The sequence below is a fragment of the Clostridium fermenticellae genome, assembly GCF_003600355.1.
Taxonomy (GTDB): domain Bacteria; phylum Bacillota; class Clostridia; order Clostridiales; family Clostridiaceae; genus Clostridium_AV; species Clostridium_AV fermenticellae.
Genome location: NZ_CP032416.1, coordinates 2,167,095 through 2,188,188 on the forward strand (window position 1 = coordinate 2,167,095; position 21,094 = coordinate 2,188,188).

Annotated in this window: 22 protein-coding genes and 1 other RNA gene; 6 read left to right on the forward strand and 17 right to left on the reverse strand. The window is 30.6% G+C overall.

Translation table 11 applies throughout. The features are described 5' to 3' along the window. Positions 1–287: 287 nt before the first annotated feature. Positions 288–1,010, forward strand: coding sequence for a LysE family translocator (locus tag D4Z93_RS10095; RefSeq protein WP_119973218.1), 723 nt, complete (start codon positions 288–290; stop codon positions 1,008–1,010). A 156-nt stretch (positions 1,011–1,166) separates the two neighbouring features. Here the strand turns inward: D4Z93_RS10095 and D4Z93_RS10100 are convergent, their stop codons facing one another. The 9 genes from D4Z93_RS10100 to D4Z93_RS10140 form a co-directional block, all read right to left on the reverse strand. Further along, positions 1,167–2,903: an ABC transporter ATP-binding protein gene (locus D4Z93_RS10100; protein ID WP_119973220.1), complete on the reverse strand. Its 1,737-nt coding sequence runs from the start codon at positions 2,901–2,903 to the stop codon at positions 1,167–1,169. Between the two features lie 185 nt (positions 2,904–3,088). After that, the gene (locus D4Z93_RS10105) at positions 3,089–4,441 is read right to left on the reverse strand and encodes an APC family permease (protein WP_119973222.1); all 1,353 of its coding nucleotides are present in this window, start codon (positions 4,439–4,441) and stop codon (positions 3,089–3,091) included. A gap of 188 nt (positions 4,442–4,629) precedes the next feature. After that, a complete protein-coding gene (locus D4Z93_RS10110) occupies positions 4,630–6,021 on the reverse strand; it encodes a sensor histidine kinase (protein WP_119973224.1) in 1,392 nt (463 codons plus the stop codon). Further along, positions 6,012–6,671 carry a response regulator transcription factor gene (locus D4Z93_RS10115; protein ID WP_119973226.1) on the reverse strand — a complete coding sequence of 220 codons (660 nt, stop codon included), beginning with the start codon at positions 6,669–6,671 and terminating at the stop codon, positions 6,012–6,014. The genes D4Z93_RS10110 and D4Z93_RS10115 overlap by 10 nt, the downstream gene beginning before the upstream one ends. 16 nt (positions 6,672–6,687) lie before the next feature. Beyond that, positions 6,688–7,461 carry a lantibiotic immunity ABC transporter MutG family permease subunit gene (locus tag D4Z93_RS10120; protein WP_119973227.1) on the reverse strand — a complete coding sequence of 258 codons (774 nt, stop codon included), beginning with the start codon at positions 7,459–7,461 and terminating at the stop codon, positions 6,688–6,690. Position 7,462: 1 nt separating this feature from the next. Continuing rightward, entirely contained in the window at positions 7,463–8,215 is a 753-nt protein-coding gene (locus D4Z93_RS10125) for a lantibiotic immunity ABC transporter MutE/EpiE family permease subunit (RefSeq protein WP_119973229.1), read from the reverse strand. A 2-nt stretch (positions 8,216–8,217) separates the two neighbouring features. Continuing rightward, a complete protein-coding gene (locus D4Z93_RS10130; RefSeq protein WP_119973231.1) occupies positions 8,218–8,925 on the reverse strand; it encodes a lantibiotic protection ABC transporter ATP-binding protein in 708 nt (235 codons plus the stop codon). Between the two features lie 248 nt (positions 8,926–9,173). Further along, positions 9,174–9,632 (reverse strand): Fur family transcriptional regulator, encoded by a 459-nt coding sequence (locus D4Z93_RS10135; protein WP_119973232.1) that lies wholly within the window; start codon positions 9,630–9,632, stop codon positions 9,174–9,176. 33 nt (positions 9,633–9,665) lie between these two features. Then, positions 9,666–10,196, reverse strand: a complete 531-nt coding sequence (locus D4Z93_RS10140) for a MarR family winged helix-turn-helix transcriptional regulator (RefSeq protein WP_119973234.1) — start codon at positions 10,194–10,196, stop codon at positions 9,666–9,668. 304 nt (positions 10,197–10,500) lie between these two features. On the opposite strand from D4Z93_RS10140, the gene ssrS reads away from it, so the two are divergent. After that, positions 10,501–10,692, forward strand: a non-coding RNA gene (gene ssrS, locus D4Z93_RS13690) — 6S RNA. 43 nt (positions 10,693–10,735) lie between these two features. Here the strand turns inward: ssrS and D4Z93_RS10145 are convergent. The 6 genes from D4Z93_RS10145 to D4Z93_RS10170 all read right to left on the reverse strand — a co-directional run bounded on the left by D4Z93_RS10145 (position 10,736) and on the right by D4Z93_RS10170 (position 14,956). Continuing rightward, positions 10,736–11,371, reverse strand: coding sequence for an HD-GYP domain-containing protein (locus tag D4Z93_RS10145; RefSeq protein WP_199798391.1), 636 nt, complete (start codon positions 11,369–11,371; stop codon positions 10,736–10,738). Further along, the gene (locus D4Z93_RS10150; RefSeq protein ID WP_119973236.1) at positions 11,349–11,660 is read right to left on the reverse strand and encodes a DUF2325 domain-containing protein; all 312 of its coding nucleotides are present in this window, start codon (positions 11,658–11,660) and stop codon (positions 11,349–11,351) included. The genes D4Z93_RS10145 and D4Z93_RS10150 overlap by 23 nt, the downstream gene beginning before the upstream one ends. A 48-nt stretch (positions 11,661–11,708) precedes the next feature. Continuing rightward, positions 11,709–12,158: a Fur family transcriptional regulator gene (locus D4Z93_RS10155; protein ID WP_119973237.1), complete on the reverse strand. Its 450-nt coding sequence runs from the start codon at positions 12,156–12,158 to the stop codon at positions 11,709–11,711. An 82-nt stretch (positions 12,159–12,240) separates the two neighbouring features. Continuing rightward, positions 12,241–12,861 (reverse strand): DUF3793 family protein, encoded by a 621-nt coding sequence (locus D4Z93_RS10160; protein ID WP_119973239.1) that lies wholly within the window; start codon positions 12,859–12,861, stop codon positions 12,241–12,243. Between the two features lie 23 nt (positions 12,862–12,884). Beyond that, positions 12,885–13,313, reverse strand: coding sequence for a flavodoxin (locus D4Z93_RS10165; RefSeq protein WP_119973241.1), 429 nt, complete (start codon positions 13,311–13,313; stop codon positions 12,885–12,887). Between the two features lie 392 nt (positions 13,314–13,705). Continuing rightward, positions 13,706–14,956, reverse strand: coding sequence for an Nramp family divalent metal transporter (locus D4Z93_RS10170; RefSeq protein WP_162920324.1), 1,251 nt, complete (start codon positions 14,954–14,956; stop codon positions 13,706–13,708). A 337-nt stretch (positions 14,957–15,293) separates the two neighbouring features. Between D4Z93_RS10170 and D4Z93_RS10175 the strand changes: the two genes are divergently transcribed. Genes D4Z93_RS10175 through D4Z93_RS10190 form a run of 4 tightly spaced genes read left to right on the forward strand, consistent with a single transcriptional unit; the run spans position 15,294 to position 18,097 of the window. Continuing rightward, positions 15,294–15,503 carry a FeoA family protein gene (locus tag D4Z93_RS10175; RefSeq protein WP_119973244.1) on the forward strand — a complete coding sequence of 70 codons (210 nt, stop codon included), beginning with the start codon at positions 15,294–15,296 and terminating at the stop codon, positions 15,501–15,503. A gap of 30 nt (positions 15,504–15,533) precedes the next feature. After that, complete coding sequence (locus D4Z93_RS10180) at positions 15,534–15,755, forward strand: FeoA family protein (protein WP_119973246.1); 222 nt, start codon at positions 15,534–15,536, stop codon at positions 15,753–15,755. Between the two features lie 59 nt (positions 15,756–15,814). Further along, positions 15,815–17,962, forward strand: coding sequence for a ferrous iron transport protein B (feoB, locus tag D4Z93_RS10185; RefSeq protein ID WP_119973248.1), 2,148 nt, complete (start codon positions 15,815–15,817; stop codon positions 17,960–17,962). A 3-nt stretch (positions 17,963–17,965) separates the two neighbouring features. Then, positions 17,966–18,097, forward strand: a complete 132-nt coding sequence (locus D4Z93_RS10190) for a FeoB-associated Cys-rich membrane protein (protein WP_119973250.1) — start codon at positions 17,966–17,968, stop codon at positions 18,095–18,097. 79 nt (positions 18,098–18,176) lie between these two features. On the opposite strand, the gene yjeM is transcribed toward D4Z93_RS10190, so the two are convergent. Next, the gene (yjeM, locus tag D4Z93_RS10195; RefSeq protein WP_119973252.1) at positions 18,177–19,673 is read right to left on the reverse strand and encodes a glutamate/gamma-aminobutyrate family transporter YjeM; all 1,497 of its coding nucleotides are present in this window, start codon (positions 19,671–19,673) and stop codon (positions 18,177–18,179) included. Positions 19,674–19,694: 21 nt separating this feature from the next. Beyond that, complete coding sequence (gene pepT, locus D4Z93_RS10200; RefSeq protein WP_119973254.1) at positions 19,695–20,921, reverse strand: peptidase T; 1,227 nt, start codon at positions 20,919–20,921, stop codon at positions 19,695–19,697. Positions 20,922–21,094: the final 173 nt, after the last annotated feature.

Genomic DNA, 21,094 nt, shown 5'->3' on the forward strand with positions numbered 1-21,094 from the left:
CAGATGTTTGAGTTCACTAATAGTTTTTTCAGGAATATTTATATTTTTAGGCGCATTTAATATATTTTCAATGAGAAGATCGTCTATTTTGCATCCACAGTTGTTTGAAATATTCTTCAATATAAAAAATAAGATACCTTTTCACCTAAAATAAGATAAAATCTACATAGTTTAAATCTATCCAATTAAACCTTAGACTTTGGAATAAAATATCAACATATGAACAAAATAATTTTATAATGTAAGTTTAATGCCGCAATACTTAATGTTGAAAGTAGGAAAATTCTATGGTTAAAAATTTATTCACAGGAATACTTATAGGTTTAATAACCGGTATGCCTTTTGGGCCTATTGGTGCAGTTTGTCTTAAAAATACACTATCTTTTGGTTCCAGATATGGATTTCTTTCCGGTCTTGGATCAGCAGTTGCAGATACAATATATGCATCATTTGCAGCACTAAGTTTTATAATAATAGAAAAGTTCATAGTTTTACATCAATTTTACTTTCATATAGTGGGAGGAGTCATACTGTTTTGCTATGGTATATACAATTTACTAAATGGACAAACAAATGCCTCCAAAGATAAGAAGCTTCCTGTTTTAAATAGTAAATCTCTATTTAAAGCATTTAGTTCAACATTCCTCATAGCACTTGCAAATCCTGCAACAATTTTTTCTTTCATAGTCGTATTTACAGGTTTGCACATGACACGTATACAAAGCAATATTGATAATAAGATTGCTTTAATTATCGGAGTATTTATTGGAAGCATGATATGGTGGCTAATATTAGTTTTTACAGCTGGTAAATTCCATCATAAATTAAATCATAAGAATTCAAATGTTATATTAAAAATTCTAAGTTATGTTATCATATTTTCAGGAATAATTGTATTCCTTAGTGCATTCAATAGAATCACAATAAGAAAAGCTCCTATACTACATTCTAAGTTATTTGAGATATTCTTTAATATAAAATCAAAAATACCATTTCATAGACTAAGATAAAAGAATAAATTCTATATAGGGTTTATAATTTTAAAGTTAATTTAACTTTTGGGAGATGCTGACAAAATATCGGACTTTAGAATTACTAAAAGCATTTATAGTACCGGATTTTGGCATCATCTCCCGGGGGATGGATTAACTTCTCATTTATAAACCCTATATAGTTTCAATTCCTTCAAATTGCATATTATAATATTCAGCATATAGTCCATTTTTATTTAAAAGTTCTGAATGATTTCCTCTTTCTCTTATCCCATCATTATCAATTACTATTATTTCATCAGCATTTCTTATAGTACTTAACCTATGCGCAATAACTATTGTAGTTCTATTCTTCGATAATTTTTCAAGTGAATTCTGTATAAATCTCTCACTCTCATTATCAAGTGCAGAAGTTGCCTCATCTAATATTAATATAGGAGGATTTTTCAAAAATACCCTTGAAATAGACAATCTCTGCTTTTGTCCACCTGAAAGTCTAGTTCCACGTTCTCCTATATAAGTATCATATCCATCATCAAGTGTCATTATATAATCATGTATATTAGCCTCTTTTGCAGCTCTTATTATCTCTTCATCAGAAGCATCCGGTTTACCATATTTTATATTGTCTTTTACTGTACCAGAGAACATATAAACATCCTGTTGAACGATACCTATTAAATTTCTAAGCGAATGTACTTTTATATTTCTTATATCTTCTCCATCTATAGTTATGGAACCTTTAGTTACATCATAAAACCTAGGTAAAAGAGAACATATTGTTGTTTTTCCTGCACCTGATGGTCCAACAAGAGCAATATTTTCTCCCGCTTCTATTTTTATATTTATATCTTTTAACACATCTTGCTTTCCATCATAACTAAAAGATACATCTTTATATTCTATATCTCCAGTTATATGTTTAAGTTCCTTTGCATCTTTCCTATCAACTATTTCAGGACATGTCTCAACTACCTCCATAAATCTTCTAAATCCAGCATAACCTTTCTGAAATTGTTCTGCAAAATTAATTAATATATCTATAGGATTTATAAATATATTTATGTATAATGCATATATGGCAAGGTCCGTAACTCTTAAGGAACCATTAACTATAAATATAGCACCTGAAACTATTATAGAAACATAAAGTATTCCCTCAAAGAAAGCATTTCCGGCGATAAATTCACCCATTATTTTATAACTATTGACTCTTGAATCCAAATATTCTCTATTGCTCTTATCAAATTTCTTTTCTTCTAATCTTTCATTTGCAAATGATTTTACTGTTCTTATTCCTACAAGACTATCCTGAACTGCAGAATTTATGTTTGCCATTTTTCTTCTATTATCCAAAAATATAGCTCCCATTTTTTTATTTTTAAATATAGAAAATACAACCATGATCATAGTAATCACAAGTAATATGAATGTCATTTTGACATTTATAAAAAGAAGTATGATAAATGAGCCTATAATCTTAATCGCAGATATAAATACATTTTCAGGACCATGATGTGCAAGTTCAGATATATCAAATAGATCAGATATAATTTTTGACATCATTTGTCCAGTATTATTTTCATCATAATATGAAAAAGAAAGTTTTTGTAAATGTTCAAATAGATCGCTTCTCATCTTATTTTCCATTCTGGCACCCATTATATGACCCCAAGAAGCTATAAAATACTGGCAAAAATACTTAATAATATATAAGATAACCAAAGCTATTCCTATGTAAAATATTCCATGAATTATAACATCTCTGCTTTTCGTGAAAAAATATTTCGACAAATAACTTAGAATCAGTGGAAAAGATAGATCTATAATTGATACCATAAGTGCACAAAACATATCAGTAAAGAATAAAAATTTATATGGTTTATAATATTTTAGAAATTTTTTTAACATAGTCGTATTTAACACCACCTGTCCACAAAATAAAAATAAGAGTTTAAAATAAAACTCCCAAAAATAAATAAAATATATATTCTATTTAAATAGTGTAAGACTGATTATAACACAAGCAGTACATAAATATCAAACTGTAAAAAAATAAAGAGGTCAAGAATTATCTTAACCCTTTTATATAAATACTAATTACTAGAATTTTCATTATAGAATATTCTACCTATTAATGCGGCAACTACGAAAACAATCAGAAAAGCAACAACCTCCATTCTATGAGAAAAGCATGCTGCTATTATCATAAAAACGCATCCTGCAATAGATATTACTGGAGCTACAAATCTTTTAAATACACCTAAGTCAGTTTCCTTTTTCATCATCATAATAAATATAGGAATATACATAGCATAAATAGTAACTATGGGTAACTCGGATGAATCAAACGAGAAAAATCCAAACCACGGTTTAGTTAAATTAGCACCATAAAAATATAATAACCAAAGAGCACATAATAAAAGTCCAAATATAGATGAATTAGTCGGCATATTTGTGACCTTATCAATTTGTTTAAATATATCAGGTCTAGGTCCAAGATTCCTTGCTGCCAGTGAATAGATACCACGACTACACCCAAGCATTAATCCATTCAAAGTTCCAATACATGAAATAACAACAAATACAAATAGAATTGTACCTCCTGCCGCCGAGAATATATTCTGAAATGCTAACTTGGCTCCTGATTCTCCACCAGCCATCATGACTTTATTTGTTACTGCTCCAGCTAGTCCCACATAATACAAAATATAAATTATCATAATCATAAACGTTCCGCTAACAAGTGCTAATGGAAGATTCTTTTTAGCATCCTTTAATTCTGCATTAATACTTGTAGCAATTATCCATCCCTCATACGCAAAGGCTGTTGCAACAACAGCTGTAAATAGTGCATTTGACGTATCAACTTGCTTTACCACCGTTGTAAAATTATATCCAATCATACCATTCGAAATTCCTACTATTGTTCCGATAACGGCCATTAAGGCAAGTGGAATAAGTTTTATGATGGTTGTACTAACTTGAAATTTACCTGCTAGTATTGGCGAAAGTGAGTTTATCGCAAAACTTCCTATCAAATATACGCCTGCAATTGTCATACACTCTCCACCTGTGATTGAAAATCCAAGCAATACACAGGTATACCTGGCTGAAACCCATGCTAGTACAGAAGTCATTGTTGGATAATAAATAAGTGCCATGAACCAACCTACATAATATGCATACTTTTTACCCATAGTAGCTTGTGCATAATCTACTACACCATTTACATATTGGTATCTAGTTGCCATAACTGCGAATGTATATGCACATGAAATCATAATAATACCGCCTATAATCCATGCTAATATTCCAAGTGTAAGATTGCCTCCTGTTGCATTTAAAACCTTTTCTGCCTTAAAAAAAACGCCACTGCCTATAACAATTCCAATAACCATAGCTGTAGCAGTAATTAACCCATATTTTCTTTCTAATTTTGTTTCCATTTTACCTCTTCCCCCTCTCTGCTTTAATGAAATTATAAAATAATACCATTTTAATTGCATATCTATCAATAACATGCATGTTAATATATTAAGTTTCATTGTACCACAGAAATTAATTTTTACCAATACATCATTTTAAGATTATGTTTTCAACATTTACCATAAAAAAATGGATTCATGTAAAATTACTATTTAGCAACTTTACATGAATCTAAATTAAGTGGTATCCTCAAAACTACCTTTGCACCACCAGTTTCTTTAGAATTTGATAATTCTATAACTCCACCATGCAACTTTATAAATGAATTTGTAATAGAAAGACCCATACCATAGTGATCTTTCGAATTTCTACTCTTATCCCCTCTATAAAATTGTTCTGTTGCAGACTCAATATCTTCATCTGAAAATCCAATTCCACTGTCTTTAATTACAAATTCCAGGGATTTACCATGCCTACAAATTTTAAAAATCAGTCTACCACAGTTTGGTGAATAATCAATTGCATTTGAAATAACATTCATAATACTTCTATATAAAAGTTCCTCATCAGCATAGAATAAACCTGGTACATTCTCAACTTTATTTATCAGCCTAAGCTTTTTTTCAGCAGCCAAAGCCTCTTCCTTATCTATAATTTTTCTAAAAAATACTTCGCTTTTTATCTCATTAGGTTTAAATATAAACATACTCTCCGATTTTGTCATACCTATAAGAAGTTTCAAGTATTTCTGAATCTCATCTACATTTTTCAATATATAATCATCATATCGTATGCTATCTACTTTACTTATGCTTTCTCTACTCAATTCTGCATTTCCCTTTATTACAGTAAGTGGCGTCTTTATGTCGTGGGCCAGTGCAGAAATTTGATTTTTTTTAAATTCTTCCATGTTCCACTGCTTCTCAAGAGAATTTTTAAGTTCACATTTCATATCATTAAGAGAATTAATAACCTCCTCGATCTCACGTATATTGGAATGTTTAGATGTGAATTCAAGATTTTTGTCCCTTACTTTATTAGATATCTCCATTAAAATTTTCATTTCTTTTGAAATATATTTCGCAAATACAGCTGATAATAATAATATTTCTCCTATCAGAAGCACTATAAGCAAAATTACTGCAATTAATTCGATATTTGGAAAACAATTTTGTAAAAATGATGTACGAAACCTTGGCTTTAAAGAATATCTGACAATACAAATATCATTTTTTCTATAAAATACTTTATAGTAATTATCATAAAGTACATTATCTTGATTATTTTTTATAACATTCCAGGCTTCCTTTGACTGTTCAACTGTAAAATTCCCATATAATATTTTTCCCTTTTTACTATATACCCCATAGCCACAGCCATCAGGTATTATATTTTGATTTACCTTATCTGCATTTACAATCATGCTGCGATTTTCTTCAAGTTTTTGCTCCAAATAATTGGCAGGTAATATAACCTTACTCTGAATCATCGTCTCAAATAAAAAAGCATATACTACTACAGTTAAAATAGTCACAAAACCAAAACACAGAATATACCTGGTAAATACACCCTTTAAACTTTTACTACCTTTTAAAACCACCTGTATCCAATCCCCCAGACTGTTTCAATTGGAGAGCAATTTACTTCTGCAAATTTTGCCCTTATATTTTTTATATGCTCAACAATAACTGAACTATCACTTTCTCCATCAAATCCAAATATAGTTTCATAGATCTTTTCCTTCGAAAATACCTGTCCATGGTTTAAAGCAAGAAATTCACTAATTTCATACTCACTTTTCGTAAGAAGGACCTGCTCATCTCTTACAAATACCTGTTTTGCAGAAATTCTAAATTTCACTCCGGATACAATAAAACTATTGTGTTTTTCCCTGTGTTCACGCCTAAGATGTGCCGCTACTCTAGATCGCAATTCATTTATACCAAAAGGCTTTGTAATATAATCATCTCCACCCATACTAAGTCCCTTTACGATATCTTCTTCCATAGATTTTGCCGTCAAAAACAAAATAGGACAGTCTACAAGTTCACGAAGTCTTTTGCAAAGAGTAAAACCATCTACATCCGGCATCATCACATCAAGTAGTATTAAATCATAATCAACACATCTTTCAATTGGAAAATGTGAGAAATCACTAACAGCTGTTACTCTATACCCTTCCTTCGAAAGTGCCACTTTTATAATTTGAAGTATATCTTCTTCATCATCAACTGCAAGTATATCTGCCATATAATATCACTTCCTTCTAATTTTCACTTCTCCCCTCAAAATACTTATACCATAATAAACTAATTAAGAATAGTACTGTAGTTGCAATAACACAAATATATATTGCTGTGCTAAACTCATTCACATATAATTTCTGAAATTTACCCGATATTATATTAGTATTATTTAATATAATATAATCCTGAATAATTCTTCCTCCAAAGCTGCACGGAAGCCATCTACCAACCAAATCTCCAAGGCCAGTAACCATAAGTGCTGCAACTAAGCTCTCTGCTATTCCAAGTCCTATGGACGCCCCTGCTCCAAAACGAAAACTACACAATATATGTAATATATATAAAAATATCTGGCTAAATAATAAAATCAAAATTATCTTTCCATAAAAATAGGCACCAAATACACTTTTATGAGACAGAATACTTAATCCCAATCCAAAAATACCGACAGCAATAACAACAGAAAAAAATGCCATTAAAAGCATCATGCATATCTTGCTTAAGAAACCTAAAAGCTTGTGTTTTAACATCAAAAGTTCCTGAAAATTTCCAGCATCAACTTCCTGTTCTACAACCATGCCGCATACTATACCAATTATTAGTGGAAATCCTATTGATAAAACCTGTGTATATAAAACTAATTTAGAAACATTATTTACTGTTGCAGTTGAAGATGCATAATATGCCACAAATAATAATGAAATCAATATTGGAACAATAATGTGTATCCATGCTATTGCAGTATGACGTACTTTATAAAAATCAGATCTTATTAATCTAATGAATGTGAACATATTACCTTGCCTCCTGATTTTCATACCACTTTGCAGTAAAAAATGAAAACATGACAAATAAAACAGCTGTAATTATAATACCAGGTAATATAACACTGTACGACAATAATTCCGGTCTAAAGGTCTGACTTTCTTGAACAGCCCTAAGTCCATTTGGCAAAACTTTTATAATTGGGATCATAAGTCTTGAAGGAACTGCGTATGGTACCATCCATAGTGTATTATAGATGGCAAGCAGTACTCCTAAAATTAAATATCCGACAAGATTAATTAATACTGTGGAAAACATTCTTATCTTGCTTCCTAAAAACATACACAATGGCACCTGCCATAAAAATGTTATTATTAAAACTATACTTGCAAACACTGCATTTATTATTGAAATCGCTCCAAGTTTACCTATTCCTAAAATATTTCCTATGAATATACAACCAAATAAATGAATCATAACTGCAAATGTAGTCATGCATACACATACAAGTATTTTTGCTACCCAAACCTTTCTTAAATTTACTGGAAGGGAAAGCACCGCCATATTTTTCATCTTTTTATCTTTAGCAGCAACTGATGTACATAATATAGATATCATTCCCGGAAGAAGCATTACATACCACCAATTATAACTGTCAATTTCAAAATATTGTGATGTTAACATAAATGAAAGAAACATAGAAAAAAGTGGTGCAATAAAAACAAGTTTACCTATAAAAGTGTGCTTAACCTTCAAATATTCTGATTTAAAATAAGTTCCCAATATTATTCCTCCTCTCTTCTATATTTTTTTGCAACTTGTGTAAACAGTTTCTCAAGGTCTTCTCCTTTTTTCATGTTTCCTTGATATACCATAATACCATCTGAAATAATTCCGATTTCATCTACTATCTGTTCAACTTCACTTAATATATGACTTGACAGTATAACAGTAATTCCTTGTTTTGGAAAGGATTTAATTAGTTCACGGAGTTTTTGTATACCAAAAGGATCTAATCCATTAGTAGGTTCATCTAGTATTAAAAGCTTTGGATTATTTAAAAGAGCAATTGCAATACCAAGTCTTTGCTTCATTCCCATCGAGAACTGATATGCTCTCTTTTTACCAGTGTTTTTTAAATCAACCATTTCAAGTACTTCGTCAATCCTTTTATCAGGCAAACCCAAAACTATTGTGCGTACCTTCAAATTTTCCCTTGCAGTAAGGTTTCCATAAAGTGGTGCCTCCTCAATTAAAGCTCCAACATTTTTCAAATCATTTCTGCTCCAATTATGCCCTTCAAAGAAAATTTCTCCACTGCTCTTTAAAAGCATTCCAGTTATTATCTTTAATGTTGTAGATTTTCCAGCTCCATTAGGTCCTAACAGTCCATAAATAGAATTTTTTCTAACCTTAAGTGATATATTATTAACCACCATTTGTCCTTTAAATTTTTTACAAAGATCCTTAGTCTCTAAAATCAAACAATCCATTATAGTCACTCTCCTTATCTGACTATATAATAGTTTATAATTATAAAGTTTTTATAAGGAAAAAAGATAAAGTTTTTAGCTTCATCTTTTACAAAGTCTATATAATAAGATTTAAACCCCTAAGTACGAAAATAAAAATAATTGCACTAATTTATACTAGTACAATTATCTTATAATCTATTTTTTACTCGTAAAATACACTTTTTTATAAAATTATAAATATCCAATAGTTCGTAATATTTTTAAACCTATGAATCTGCACATTCCTTACAAATACCATAATAAACAATACTCTCACTATCAATTTTAAAATCATACTTATTTTCAATAAGCTCTCTTCCCGCATTTAGCTTTTCTAAAATTTCACTATCATAAGCTCCAATTATTCTTCCACATTTTTTACAAACCATGTGAGGATGATCTAACTTTTTATCCGGAATTGTCAATTCATATCTTGCATAAATTTCACCAGTTTCAATTTTCTTCAGTACACCAATTTTTTCAAACGCAATTATAGATCTATATACTGTAGAAATACCAATTTCATTGCAATAAGCTTTTGAAAAATTATAAACTTCTTCAACATTCATATGTTTATAATTTTTTTCAAAAAAAGCATTTAATACTGCATTTCTTTGATTTGTAAGTTTAAGACCATTCTCTTGAATTATGAATTTTATTTTTTCCTGAATTTCTTTTGGTATCATATTAAAACTTCCTTTAAAAAACTTAAACCTATGCTAAAAGTTATCCTCAATTCCATGATGGTATCCATGAAATCTATGGCACTCATGATAGCCATGATAACCATGGAATCCGAATTGTAAATCGCCAATATCATATGAATTAAAAGTGTGAGATAATTTTTCAATAATCGCAAGCATATTTTTTATTTCTTCTTCAGAAAGATTTTCAAATAAAAGATCAGCTAATTTTTGAATATCGTCTTTTGATTTTACTTCAATTTCTTTTCCTTTATCCGTAATATAAATATGCATGACTCTCTGATCTTTCTCATCTTGTTTACGCTTAATAAGTTCAAATTGTTCCATCTTTCCTACCATTGCAGTCAGTGATGAAGGTCTTACATCTAAAATTTCAGCAAGCTCACGCTGTGTAATACCATCATTTTCAGCAACCACAGTGAGCAATCTTGATTGTGCTCCTCTATAATGATTTCCTTCATGCATAGCTTTATACGCAAAACGATGCATTTGTCTAGCTAAACGCTGTAATTCAATATATAATTTCATTAATTCTTCACTTTCCATTAAAACACCCCTAATTTTATTTAGTTATCTAACTAACTTGTTTCAATAGTACTATTAAATATATCCTTTGTCAATAATAAGTTTAGTTTCCTAACTAAATATCATATATTCTTATTATATAAAATCTTTATACTAAGATAAATAAATTAATTTCTTGAAAACGTTATATTGACGTGCGTAATTCTATATTTTGACTAATTTACTATGTATTGTCCTCTTGAAATGATATTTTGAATATGTTATCATAATCTCATTAAAGGATAGTTATATTTGAAATAAATAATCATCCTTTATATAAAGTATTTAATTTCTAGAATATTCGCCAAGCTTTTATTTTGAACCTACATTTAAATTTCGGGAGTTCAATATTTAGATAAGGATATGTACCCTTTTGTGAATCCTTTTAAGGTATTTAGGGCGATAGAAGTATCTGTGAGGACACCCACCTGTCGAGAGATAGGTGTTAAAATTAAAGCACCGATATTCTGGATGCGAATAGCAAATTCAAAGCCAATGTAAACCTTAGCATTGGCTTTTTGCTATTCACGTGATGTTTCATTCATTCTGCTAATTACCAGCTTATTTATAAATTCGAGGTTTCCCTCAACAAAGCTAACTATTACAGGATCAAACATTATACATTTGCTAGAAATAATCTCCTTCATACAATCATCAAACTTCATAGCTTTTCTATATGGTCTATCAGACATCATAGCATCAATAGAATCACAGACTGCTATTATTCTTGATCCAAGTGGTATATTTGTCCCATATAGACCATCAGGATATCCATTTCCATCCCAGCTTTCATGATGATGCAATACTATTTTACTTATAGTATTAAGCTTACTTGATTTACTCAAAATATTATATCCTATTATAGAATGCATTTTAACATATTCCCATTCATGAGGTAGAAGTCTTCTCTTTTTATTCAATATAACATCTGGTACCCCTATTTTACCAATATCATGAACATGTGCTGCAACATGAATTTCATTAAGTTTTCTACCCCTGATTTCCAATCTTTTAGCTAACTCATACGTCATAAAGGCAACTCTTTTCGAATGGCCACTTGTATAGTAGTCCTTTGCTTCAAGTGCAGTCACCAAACTCTCAATTATATCATGGTAAATATATTTTTCATTAAATTTAAACACAATTTCTCTTAGCATTCATTATCTCCCTGACATTTTCCTGTATACTGCCTTCCATATGTGCCCATGAACGTTTTGAAAATGCAATTCTAACTCCACACTTTCTTGATTGCCTTTTTATCATTTCAGTTAATTCATGCTCAACAAAATCCACTAAAACGAGCACTAAATCAGTTTTATCCGGTATTTTTATTTTCCTTGCCTTAGTTTTTCTGCCACTTATATGTTCTATATCATCAAATCCATTTTCTTTTAACCTTTTCACTATATTACCAAGCCTATCTCCACCAACCAATAAAATACTCATATTTTTATCCCCCCATTTCCAATATTCATATTAAATCTTGTATAAAAATCATCTTTTATTGCATTCTCCACATACAGAAGATAAAATAAGACTACTGCTTTCAATCTGAATATTATATTTTTTATTTATCAAGGATACTAATTTTTTTAGATTATCTAAAACTTCTTCTTCGTTCACATCAATTAGTTCATTACAGAGTTTACACTCAATATGAACATGCACTCTATTATCATCTGTTTTTTCAAGTTCATAATAATTTATATTATTTATATTTATTCTTCTCAGTATACCAACTTCCTCAAATAATTTTAGATTTCTATAAACAGTGCATAGTCCTACTTTATAACATTTTAATTTTCCATATATCTCATCAATATTCATGTGCTTTTTAGAATTGTAAATAATAGAAATAATTTTATACCTCGGAGCGGTAAGTTTATATCCTTTACTATTTAATTTATTTTTAATACTTTTAATGTCATTTATATTATTCATCATATCAAACCTTTTATTTAATATTAATTTAGATACTAGTTTGTCAATTTGTACGACTAGTATCTAAATTATATTTTTTTAATATTCAGATACTCACTGCTTGCAAGCACAACTTCTTCACAATTATTTTCAAATCAGTTTCTTTTTCAAGGAGCTTTAATGTTGCACTCTTAGAACTATCATATTTTTCAAAAGTTTCTAAAGCTACTTTTCTGTCATGGTAAACCTTCCAGTATCCACAGCAAATGCATCCATTTCCATTATAATTTATAAAATCCACTACATCTTTAACAGGAATGCCTAAAAATATACCTATTTCATGAGGACAGATGCATTTAAGGTATCTTAATTTAAGTAAACCTAAACATTCATTCAATGACATTGAATTAGAGTATCCAAATCTTTGTAGAAATTTCATATTGTTCGTATCAAATACAGTTCGGGATAATAATTTGCTATTGTAAAACATCAATATCTTTAAATCAGATTCTGATTTAATTTCATAAACACTTAAATTTATTTCTCTTAAATATTTTTCACCATATTTGCTCCATAAATCATACATAGATTTATATTTATTAGAGATAGTAATTATAGTTGATGGCTTATAACCTGATATTGTAGGAGATATAGCGTAAGTAATAAGGTTAACCATATATCTTTTATCCTCTTCAGTTTTAATAAAATCTAATATATTATCTCTCATATATATCTCTTTAAGATATTAAACTATCCTAATAACTTCTTTCCAAATTCTTTGCACTCTTCTTCAGAATCACCCTCTGGAGCACCATTTACAATTAATCCGTCATTCAATACCTCTGCACCATAATCATCATGCATTTTTTCAGTCCAATCTTCCATCCATTTTCCTGATCCCCAACCATATGATCCAAATAATGCAACCTTTTTTCCTTTGAAAGTTTCTGCTGCAGAGTCAATAAATGGCTGCATTTCTGATTCCTCTACTACTTCATCTCCCATAGCTGGAGAACCTAATATCACAATATCTGCCTCTGTAATATCATTATTTGATGCTTCTGAAACATTTAACAATTTAACTTCAGCACCATCTTCTTTTGCACCTTCTGATATTAATGAAGCCATAGCCTCAGTGTTTCCTGTTCCTGACCAATAAATTATATTTACTTTTTTCAAAACAAACACCTCCAAATATTGATAATGAGTTTCATTCTCAATAATTATATTATACGTATCTAATTAATTTGTCAATACCAAAAATTATAAATTTATCCGATACTCTAATCAATTTCCTTTTCTACAGTATTAAGTATTTGTAAATTCAAAGTTTATATTCAACTTATGGTTATTGAACCAAAAGTTAATTTACTGGAATATAATTTAAATTATAAACTAGAAACTCTTATAGGATTTACAAGTAAACTTAACTTATGCGCATAAAAACCCCAGAGAAACGACAAACGTCATAATCTCTGAGGCAATACTTCATAATATAGGGTTTGTAATTCCAAGCTTACGCATAAGTTAAGCTCTCATTTATAAATCCTATATAATTTTCATGATATTTGCTACACACTTAACAATAAAAATATGTTTAGCATAGTTATAATAATTGCAATACCTACTAATATAAATTTAGAAAATGTACCATTTGAATATTTACCCATAACCCTTTTAGATGAAGTTAAATATATTTGAAGAAATACTGTAATAGGAAGCTGCATACTTAAAAACATTTGTGAATAAATTAAACCTTTAAATGGATCTGATATAAAAAATATAATCAGAAACGCAAAAATAAGTGATAATCCAACTCCTATCTTAGTATGTGAATCATTTATATCATATGGTTCATTATATATACCTGCAAATATACTTCCAGAAGCCATACCTGCAGTTATCGTAGATGATATACCAGAAAACAACAGTGCAACTGCAAATATCACTGCAGCGCCTTCACCAAGCAAGGGCCGAAGCATTTGACCCGCTTGGCTTAGATCAGTTACATCTATGTTATTATTAAAAAAAGTATTTGCCGCAATTAGAATCATGGAACTATTTATTAAAAAGCCGATTCCCATAGAAAGTAATGTATCTGTAAATTCATATTTAAGCTGTTTTTCAATTATATGTTCATCTTTAAGATTCCACTGCCTGCTTTGTATTATTTCAGAATGAAGAAATAGGTTATGTGGCATCACAACTGCACCAATTACACTCATAATTATAGGCATAGAACCTTTTGGAAAACTTGGCATAACCCAATTTTTAATAGCCATTCCCCAATCAACATTGACAAGTGCAAGTTCAATTATAAAAGATATTCCTATAATAGAAACAAATCCGATTATCCACTTTTCAAGTTTTTTATAGGAATTGGTAAAAAGCATCCACATAATCATTATAAGAATTATCAAGCTTCCAAATTTTATTGGTATTTTAAATAGCATATTCAGTGCTATTGCCGCACCAAGTATTTCCGCCATTGCTGTTGATATAGCTGCCATCATTGCAGTTATCAATACAATTTTACTAAGATACGGTTTAATATAGACAGTTGCTGCCTCAGAAAGACAATATCCAGTCACTATACCTAAATGCGCAGCATTATGCTGCAAAATAATAAGCATTATTGTGGATAATGTTATTGTAAATAAAAGTGCATATCCATAAGTTGAACCAGCTTCAAGATTAGATGCCCAATTACCTGGATCAATAAATCCAACTGTAACTATCAAACCCGGGCCTATGTATTTAATAAAATCAACTGCCATAAAACGTGGTTTGTGTTTTTCAACAGATAACAGTCTTCTTACCATTTTTATCATTTTATATCACCTTACTATTAGAACTAATATTTAACATTATATAATATTTTAATCTAAAAGAGCAATATAGATCAAATCTAAACTGACACAAACTTTTCCACGGATTTTATTTACATTGTTTTTCTTATATGCTATAATGATATTGAAAATCATTATCAACGTTATATATTATTTTCTTTAAATAGGCATTATTATAAAATACCATTGAGAATGATTTTCAATATTATTTAAATTATCTACATAATTTATAACACTACATTTTATATGTCCTTATGTAGTAATACTTACAATTAAAAATATATGTAAATTTTAAAAGGAGGAATTTATTATGCCACTTACAATGCTCAGAATTGGAGAACCAAATAACATAAAAAATATTGTAGGAAACGACAGTGCAAAATGCCATCTTGAACATCTCGGTTTTGTTACAGGTGAAACTGTTACTGTAGTCGCCGAACTTGCGGGAAATCTAATTGTTAATGTAAAAGATGCCCGTATTGCTTTAAGCAAATCAATGGCAAATAGAATTATGGTATAACATTCCACCTAAGAAAGGAGATAGATTTATATGAAAACACTTAAAAATGTCAAATGCGGTGATACAGTTACTGTAATTAAACTTCATGGCCATGGTGCCATAAAAAGAAGATTTATGGATATGGGTATCACTAAAGGTACTGATGTATACGTAAGAAAGGTAGCCCCTCTTGGAGATCCTGTTGAAATTACAGTAAGAGGTTATGAACTCAGCCTGCGTAAAGAAGATGCATTAATGATTGAAGTCAGCTAACTTCATTTAAACTAATTTATTTTAAGATTTAAGGCTTAATGCCAATAGGAGGAATATAAATGTCAATTAAAATTGCTCTTGCCGGTAATCCAAATTGCGGTAAGACGACTATGTTTAATGGCCTGACAGGCAGCTCCCAATATGTCGGGAATTGGCCTGGTGTCACTGTAGAAAAAAAAGAGGGTAAACTCAAATGGAATAAAGATATTATAATTCAGGATTTACCCGGTATTTATTCTCTTTCACCATACACATTAGAAGAAGTTGTTTCAAGAAACTATTTAATTAATCAAAAACCAGATGTAATCATTGATATCATCGATGCTACAAATATTGAAAGGAACTTGTATCTTACTACACAGCTTACTGAAATAGGTGTTCCCGTAGTAATAGCTTTAAACATGATAGATGTAATTAGAAAAAATGGCGATACTATAAACACTAAAAAGCTTGAAGAAGAACTCGGATGCGAGATTGTTGAAACTTCGGCATTAAAGGGCATTGGTTCAAAAGATGTAGTTGATGGTGCAATAAAGTTAGCAAAGGAAAAGACTTTAGCCTCACATAAGAATATTTTTTCAGAGGATATTGAAAATGCACTAGCAAAAATTCAAACTGTAATTCATGGTAAAACAGATGAAATAAATGCTAGATGGTTTTCCATAAAATTATTTGAGCGTGATGAAAAAATAGAAGACCAGATATCTCTTTTACAAAGCGATAAAGATCAGATTGATAGTATAATTTCTGTATGTGAAAAGAAATTCGATGATGATAGTGAAAGTTTGATCACAAATGAACGTTATAATTATATATCAGGACTTATAAAAAAATCTGTACGTAAAAAAAATACATCAGGACTTTCAGCATCCGATAAAATAGATAGAATTATTACTAATAAGTGGCTTGGATTGCCAATTTTCGCTTTAATAATGTTTCTAGTGTATTACTTATCAATTTCAACTATTGGAACTGCAGGTACAGATTGGATAAATGATAATTTGTTTGGCGACTTTGTACCTAACAATGTACAGTGGTTCTTAAATACAATAGGTACTGCTGACTGGTTAAATTCTTTTATAATAGATGGTCTCATAGCTGGTATAGGTGCTGTAATTGGTTTCCTTCCTCAGATGATGGTATTATTCTTATGTCTTGGAATCTTAGAGGACTGCGGATACATGGCACGTATAGCTTTTATCATGGATAGAATTTTTAGAAAGTTTGGATTATCCGGGAAATCATTTATTCCAATACTTATAGGGACTGGATGCGGTGTTCCTGGAATCATGGCAACACGTACAATAGAAAACGATCATGATAGAAAAATGACAGTTATTGTTACAACATTTATACCATGTAGTGCTAAACTCCCTATTATAGCTTTGATTGCCGGTGCTTTATTCCCTGGATCAATATGGGTTGCACCTTCAGCTTACTTCATTGGAATAGCTGCAATTATTATATCAGGTATTATTCTTAAAAAGACTAAATTATTTTCTGGAGACCCTGCTCCATTTGTAATGGAGCTTCCTGCCTATCACATTCCTGGCACAAAAGGTGTTTTACTCCATGTTTGGGAACGTTCAAAGGCATTTATCAAAAAAGCAGGAACTGTTATTTTGCTTGCAACTACTCTAGTTTGGTTCCTAAGCTCTTTCACCTGGAATCTTAGTATGGTAGATCTAGAAAAATCAATGCTTGCAGACATTGGAAATGTAATTGCACCTATATTTGCACCTCTTGGCTGGGGACACTGGAAAGATGCAGTTGCAACTGTAACTGGATTAATCGCAAAAGAAAATGTAGTTGGAACCTTCGGTATACTCTATGGAGCAGCAAGTGTTTCCGAAAATGGTGCAGAAATATGGAGTCAGCTCCATGCAGCCTTCACACCTCTTTCAGCATATACATTCTTAATATTTAATTTACTCTGTGCTCCTTGCTTTGCAGCAATAGGAGCAGCTCGTACAGAACTTGGTTCAAAAAAATGGTTGGCATTCTCTGTAGGATATCAAACAATATTTGCATATATAGTATCACTCATAGTATATCAGTTTGGTTCCGTTTTCTCGGGTGGAAGTTTTGGCATAGGGACCGTTGTTGCCATAATATTGCTTGCAGGTCTATTGTACATGTTGTTTAGAAAACCTAAAGAGAACGCAGTCGAGATTGATGAACCCATAAATCAAAGGGAGGTAATATAAACAATGTCAACTTTTATAGTTTGTGTAGTTATATTTGGTTTGATTGGATTTTCTGGATACAAAACTTATAAATCTCATAAAAATGGTGGCAGTTGCTGCGGCTGCTCTGGCTGTTCCGCTTGTAAGAAACACTAAACTTAATTTTAATATTTCTCTCCTAATAAACAAGAGGTATTCCTTTAAACTGGAATACCTCTATTATTAATTTAAATTACTAAACTTCACCTTTTGTTCTTTTCTCATACGAACTATATATTAATAATGCAATTATACTAAATAGTACAGGTCCTACAATCATCCAAATTGTATCCTTTAAATCACCACGAACTGCTGGCTCTATTATGGTGAAGAAATTAGCAAAACCTATTATAAATGTAACTATTGCAGTTACAATGACAACCCAAGAATGATTTTTATAAACCTCAAATGGTTTATTTATACTAGTCTTCTTTTTAAAATATATAAATGATATTGATAAAAACATGTATGGAAGTGTCATCGCAACGTTTGTCATATTTACGAGTATAGCAAAGAATTTGGCTGCTGCATCTCCTCCGAAAGATACTAAAGCTATAAATCCTACTACAAATGCACATTGAACCCACATAGCATTTTTAGGCATGCCATCTTTAAGTTCAGCCATTTTTCCCGGCCATAATTTCTTCGGAGTACCTTCTATCAATTGTTTTAATGGTGAATAACTCAAAGTAAAGAATGCTCCTGTCAATGCTAAAAACATAGACAAGCCTGTGTACCTTGATACCCATGCTCCTATTGTAAGTGAAGTTGCCTCACTTAATCCAAATCCTTGTCCAATCTGATATCCAAGATTCTGCATGGTTATATATCCAATATTGGCTAAGTTAACATTTTTTGCTGACAATACATCATTCCAATTGGTAAATATACCACATAAGAATATACCTACACAATATCCTACGGTGATTATTATAGCAGCTATTGTAACTCCCTTCGGAAAAGTAACCTCTGCATTTTCAGTTTGATCTACCAATCCTCCAACAGCTTCTATTCCACCATATGCAAATAAAGCATATACTAGAAATGACAATATACTTATAGAACTTTGATAATTTGGATTAGGTGATTGTACAAAAGTTGCTGCTGAAACTACAGGTTGTGCCAAATGTCCTCCATTGGCTATTAAAACAACTATTGCTCCAATAAGCAGAACAACATTAAGTAAGGCTACAGCTGTTCCTCCTACAGATGTTATTTTAGTTATTTTTTGTAATCCTTTTGATCCTACTATAGTTACTATTAAAATCCAACATATGCCAAGTATACCCAGTACCTGTGTAGAATTTAATCCTAGAAATGCCCATGTGGATGTTCTGTCACTTCCAAATATTGCATTTGATAATGGCACCCATATTGTTGATGATATATTAACCATCCAAATTACATATGAAGCATACCACATAAAGGTACCTATAAAAGCATATTTAGGTCCAACAGAATTTTCCATCCATGAATATATTCCACCTTTTTCATCTTTAAAGGCAGCTCCATACTCAGACATCATAAATGCATATGGAATAAAAAATGCTGCTGCAGATAAAATATACCAGGGTATTGCTCCATACCCCATTAAATAGAATGCTCTAGGTATATTGTTAAAACCAAATACCGATGTAAAAATCATTAATATAAGTGCTACGAGCGTCATCTTTTTTTGTTCACTTGCTCCCATGTTATTCCTCCTTACTTTATATTATATTTTTTCATATAACTCAACTATTTTTAATACTACTTCTACTGCTTTCTCCATGGAACAAACTGGTATATATTCAAATTTTCCATGAAAATTATGTCCGCCAGTAAATATATTAGGTGTAGGAAGTCCTTTAAAGGATAGGCTTGCTCCATCTGTTCCACCTCTTATAGGCTCAGTTTTAGGAACTACGCCAACCAATTCCATTGCATGATAGGCTGTATCTACTATATATTTCTTAGGTTCAACCTGTTCCTTCATATTTTTGTATTGATCTTTAACTTCAATTAAAACTGTATCATCGCCATATTTTTTGTTTAATTTATTTGAAACCTCAACGATAAAATTCTTTCTATCATTGAATTTATCTTTATCAAAATCTCTTATTATATAATCAAGATTTGTCTCTTCTACACCACCATTTATTGTAACTAAATGATAGAATCCTTCATACCCCTCAGTGGTTGCAGGTGTTTCATTTTCTGGCAGCATGCTCATAAATTCTCCTGCAATAAGCACTGAATTTATCATTACTCCCTTTGCACTTCCAGGATGAACACTTCTTCCTTTAATTGTTACTTTTGCAGATGCTGCATTGAAATTCTCATATTGCAATTCTCCTATTACGCCACCATCTAGTGTATAGGCTAAATCGGCACCAAATCTTTTAACATCAAAATAATCTGACCCTCTGCCAATTTCTTCATCAGGTGTAAAGGCTGCCTTGACATCTCCATGTTTAATTTCTGGATGCTCTATTAAAGTTTCTAATGCAGTCATAATCTCTGCTATTCCAGCTTTATCATCAGCACCCAAAAGTGTAGTTCCGTCTGCAGTTATAAGCGTTTTTCCTATATAATTTTTCAATTCAGGGAAATCCCTGGGTGAAAGTACTACTCTTTTTTCGGCATTTAAAACTATGTCCTTGCCATCATAATTTTCAACAAACTGTGGATTTACATTTGTGCCTGAAATTTCTGGACTAGTATCCATATGTGAAATAAATCCAACAGAAGGAACCTTTTTATCAGTATTTGATGATAACGATGCCATGACATAACCATTTTCATCCATGAAAGCTTCGTCCATTCCCATATTTTTTAATTCTTCTACCAGCTCTTTTCCCAAAACAAATTGACCTTTTGTTGTAGGAATCGTATTTGATTCCTCATTTGATCTTGTATCAAATTTTACATATTTAATAAACTTATCTTGAACCTTGGACATTTTTGAACCTCCTCTATGATTTTTCTGAAAATTTCTACTAATCAATTATTTATATGTTTTATATTATCATTTTAAGAGAATACTTTTAATCATCTTAAAGTACTATTTTTGAGTATGAATTTATTAAAATTTCTTTTAATACTTTAGTACTACTACATATAAAAAATACTGTA

Bases quoted from the DNA above. Each gene is read 5' to 3' on its own strand.
- D4Z93_RS10095 (WP_119973218.1), top strand. From the start codon at position 288: ATGGTTAAAAATTTATTCACAGGAATACTTATAGGTTTAATAACCGGT.
- D4Z93_RS10100 (WP_119973220.1), bottom strand. From the start codon at position 2,903: ATGTTAAAAAAATTTCTAAAATATTATAAACCATATAAATTTTTATTC.
- D4Z93_RS10105 (WP_119973222.1), bottom strand. From the start codon at position 4,441: ATGGAAACAAAATTAGAAAGAAAATATGGGTTAATTACTGCTACAGCT.
- D4Z93_RS10115 (WP_119973226.1), bottom strand. From the start codon at position 6,671: ATGGCAGATATACTTGCAGTTGATGATGAAGAAGATATACTTCAAATT.
- D4Z93_RS10120 (WP_119973227.1), bottom strand. From the start codon at position 7,461: ATGTTCACATTCATTAGATTAATAAGATCTGATTTTTATAAAGTACGT.
- D4Z93_RS10130 (WP_119973231.1), bottom strand. From the start codon at position 8,925: ATGGATTGTTTGATTTTAGAGACTAAGGATCTTTGTAAAAAATTTAAA.
- D4Z93_RS10135 (WP_119973232.1), bottom strand. From the start codon at position 9,632: ATGATACCAAAAGAAATTCAGGAAAAAATAAAATTCATAATTCAAGAG.
- D4Z93_RS10140 (WP_119973234.1), bottom strand. From the start codon at position 10,196: ATGGAAAGTGAAGAATTAATGAAATTATATATTGAATTACAGCGTTTA.
- D4Z93_RS10145 (WP_199798391.1), bottom strand. From the start codon at position 11,371: ATGCTAAGAGAAATTGTGTTTAAATTTAATGAAAAATATATTTACCAT.
- D4Z93_RS10150 (WP_119973236.1), bottom strand. From the start codon at position 11,660: ATGAGTATTTTATTGGTTGGTGGAGATAGGCTTGGTAATATAGTGAAA.
- D4Z93_RS10155 (WP_119973237.1), bottom strand. From the start codon at position 12,158: ATGATGAATAATATAAATGACATTAAAAGTATTAAAAATAAATTAAAT.
- D4Z93_RS10160 (WP_119973239.1), bottom strand. From the start codon at position 12,861: ATGAGAGATAATATATTAGATTTTATTAAAACTGAAGAGGATAAAAGA.
- D4Z93_RS10170 (WP_162920324.1), bottom strand. From the start codon at position 14,956: ATGGTAAGAAGACTGTTATCTGTTGAAAAACACAAACCACGTTTTATG.
- D4Z93_RS10175 (WP_119973244.1), top strand. From the start codon at position 15,294: ATGCCACTTACAATGCTCAGAATTGGAGAACCAAATAACATAAAAAAT.
- D4Z93_RS10180 (WP_119973246.1), top strand. From the start codon at position 15,534: ATGAAAACACTTAAAAATGTCAAATGCGGTGATACAGTTACTGTAATT.
- feoB (WP_119973248.1), top strand. From the start codon at position 15,815: ATGTCAATTAAAATTGCTCTTGCCGGTAATCCAAATTGCGGTAAGACG.
- D4Z93_RS10190 (WP_119973250.1), top strand. From the start codon at position 17,966: ATGTCAACTTTTATAGTTTGTGTAGTTATATTTGGTTTGATTGGATTT.
- yjeM (WP_119973252.1), bottom strand. From the start codon at position 19,673: ATGGGAGCAAGTGAACAAAAAAAGATGACGCTCGTAGCACTTATATTA.
- pepT (WP_119973254.1), bottom strand. From the start codon at position 20,921: ATGTCCAAGGTTCAAGATAAGTTTATTAAATATGTAAAATTTGATACA.